The organism is Bifidobacterium sp. POST2/T3 (B1) (assembly GCF_058197115.1).
In genome coordinates this window covers 1-3,020 of record NZ_JBVPQK010000316.1, presented here as the reverse complement: position 1 = coordinate 3,020, position 3,020 = coordinate 1, and the positions used below count along the sequence as shown (strand labels likewise).

Sequence of the window (3,020 nt, the reverse complement as noted above, 5' to 3'; positions counted from 1 at the left end):
CTGACTCTATCATCGCGCTCAATCGGCGCTATCCCTTGGTGGTTTTCGACGGCCCGCGGCTGGACCGGTCCGTAGACACCGTGCGCAGTCCTAACCGCCAGGGTGCCCAGGCGGCAGTGGAGCATCTGATAGATCAAGGTTGCCGGCGGATTCTGGTTCTTGGTGCCGCCTACAAAACCCCGGACCAACTGGCTCGGTCCATCCGAGGGCGGGAACAGCGACTCTTGGGTGCCATGCAGGCAGCACAAGGTCATGGAATCAGCCTAGGGCCTGAAGATATTGTCGACTGCGACTGGGATCAGGGCAGCGCCGACCAGGCCATGGTCGCTCTGCTGGCTCGCCGCAGGGATTTTGACGGGGTCTTTGCCCTGACGGATGTGGTGGCCATCGGGGCCCTGCACGCGCTGGGTGCACATGGGGTGCGAGTGCCCGAGCAGGTTGCTCTGATCGGTTTCGACGGGCTGAAAGTGTCCCGTTTTCTCACACCTGCCCTTTCGACCATTTGCGTAGACACTGACCGGGTGGCGGCCGAATGCCTGCGACTGCTCATGGATCGGATGAAGGATCCACCCGGCAGACATCAGCCTGAGCAGGTGGACCTGCCCTTTACACTGATGGAGGCTGGCAGCACAGCCCGGTCCTGAGCGCTTCAATCGCGAATCAGTGCCAGAGTCAGCAGGTCAGGGGTGGGACCTTCGTCTCCGGCTTGGACCTGTACCCTGACAGCCCGGTCGGGCAGAGCGTCCAATCCACGACCGGTCAGGGGGTAGCGGTCCAGTATTCTGCCGTTTTCGCGGCTTCTTACGGGCTGGCCCAATTCCAGGCCCTCCGTCCGCAGGGAGTAGAGTGCGGCGCTGTGCTGGTCCCGCATGGCAACCTCCAGCATTTTCGCGCCGCCGGTGGCATCCCGCAGCCGGTATGAGAAGCAGCCCCCAGCCAGGGCGTGACGGGTGTTGATTCCCTCAATCAGCTCCTGCCGGTCATCCCTGCCCTGATACTCGTGGTCGATTTCGGACTGCTGGGACCCGCAGTCCACCCGGTCGCAGACCTGCAGCTCATTGGCCTGTTCCTGTGCATCGATCTCTTCCAGGGCTCGGCGAACACGGTCCTTATCGCCATCCTTCGCCCAGGGCAGGTAGACCGAATATCGGGAGGCCTCGATGGAAGTGAAGGGGACCAGTAGCAGGCGTGAATCAGTCCACCTTTGTTTTCCGGTCATGGGTCTGGAGACGGCCACTTCTATGGCGCCGTCGTCCTGGGGGTGGGGCAGCAGGAAGTCCTGGGGCGCTCCCTGGAGCACGGGCAGGTCGCCCAGCGGACGCAGGGGGCCGGAGGCGATGTGCCCGGCACGGGAGTCGTCAGCCTTCAGGCCTATCAGGTCGGCATCGTCGCTGCGGGCGGCCATGACCTTGACCCCGCGCAGCAGGCTGACCCAGTCCGAACCGTCGGGCAGCGGCTCGGCAGTCACCCGGACCTGGTGGCACAGCTCCAGGCTCACTCGGCCGGTCCAAGTCAGATGAAGGTGGTCGAAGCGGGGGCTGCCATCCGAATCGGACTTCACTGGCTCGACGGTCATATTTGCCTGGCCTTGCTTGATCCGATAGCTGGCATCCTCCAGCCACCAGGGATGGCGCAGGTAGAGGTCCAGGGTCTGCTGGCTTTGGTCGTCGGCTTCTAGATCCAGGCATCCAATATTGGTGGTCCCGGGGCCGGGAGCGTAGGCCAGGCTGATCCGCAGCCCGCGCTGGGACCAGTCCAGGCTGGCAGGGATGAAGAGGTTGACCGCCAGAGACGCGGATTCCTGGTCAGGATTCTTTCCGGGTCGGCGCTCGAAGATCATGGCACCGTAGCGGGCGTGGTTTTCCAGGCCGGTGCCCACACAGCACCAGAAGGAACGCTGTGCGCTGGAATAGACCCTATAGTGCCGGGGTCGCATGGGGGTGAAGTAGACGAAGCCATGCTCGCGGATGCCCACCGTGGAGACCAGGTGGTTGACCAGGACCCGCTCATAGAAATCCAGGTAGCGGGCCTGTCCGGTGCGGTCGTAAAGGCGCAGTGCCAGCTTGGCCATGTTGTAGCTGTTGCAGGTCTCCAGGCCCTCGCGGGAGGTGACCATGGCCGAGAAATCATCGGGTGGATTGAAATGCTCGGAGACGGAATGGGCCCCGATGGAGACCGTGCGCTTGTCCACCACCCCATGCCAGAAGGTGTCCACGGCTTTTCGGAAGGCCTCGTCTCCGGTGATTTCGGCCAGACGCTCGTAGCCCAGGACCTTGGGTATCTGTGTATTGGCGTGCAGGCCGGTCAGCTGGTCCTTGCCGGCGGCCAGCGGCTCGAAGAAGGGACGGTCGGTCAAGCGACGGGCCTGGCGGAGATAGCGGTCATTTCCGGTCAGCTGATAGAGGCGGGCGAAGGCCTCGTTCAGGCCCCCGTACTCGCAGGTCAGCATGGTCTGAAAATTCTGTTCGTCGATATTGTCTACCAGGTCGCACCACCAGTCAGCCAGGCGCAGGACCATGACGCGGGCCATGTCGGAGGCGCTCTTGGTTTGGAAGGACTGCCAGCAGTCCAGCAGGCCGGCAAAGAGCTTGTGCAAATTGTAGAGGGGCACCCAGGAGCCCAGCAGATCGAAGGACTGGGCCTGCACGTGACCCTGCCGCAGGTTCCGGAAGAGCTCGGCGCTGTGAGGCATGCCGCCCAGAAAGCCGTCGCCCGAGGCATCCTGGCACTCGAGCAGGCCGGTCAGCATGCGGGTGGCGCGCTCCAGGAAGGGCCAGGTTTGCAGACTCTGCCAATAGGCCGCCAGTCCGGACAGGTAGTGGCCGCCGATGTGGCCGTCCAGACCCATGGACTCCCAGTTGGGGTATGGATCAGCCTTGGCGGGCAGACCTGCCTCGCGCCGGTAGGGGGCCAGGAGGCGATCGGGATCCAGACTCAGCAGGTAGTCTGAGCCGGCCTGCTGTGCATCGGCATAGATGCTGCCGGGGGTCAGTCGGACCTGGGATGGTGCGAAGCGGACA

General features: G+C 63.8%; 2 protein-coding genes. One reads left to right on the top strand and one right to left on the bottom strand.

Annotation, left to right across the window (positions count from 1 at the left end; translation table 11 throughout):
* The coding region (locus AC0AP0_RS11005) for a LacI family DNA-binding transcriptional regulator (RefSeq protein WP_490430494.1) at positions 1-644 on the top strand (644 nt) is incomplete at its 5' end.
* A 5-nt stretch (positions 645-649) separates the two neighbouring features.
* Here the strand turns inward: AC0AP0_RS11005 and AC0AP0_RS11000 are convergent.
* Positions 650-3,020 (bottom strand): beta-L-arabinofuranosidase domain-containing protein (locus tag AC0AP0_RS11000; protein ID WP_490430493.1); only part of this gene is annotated, 2,371 nt, incomplete at its 5' end.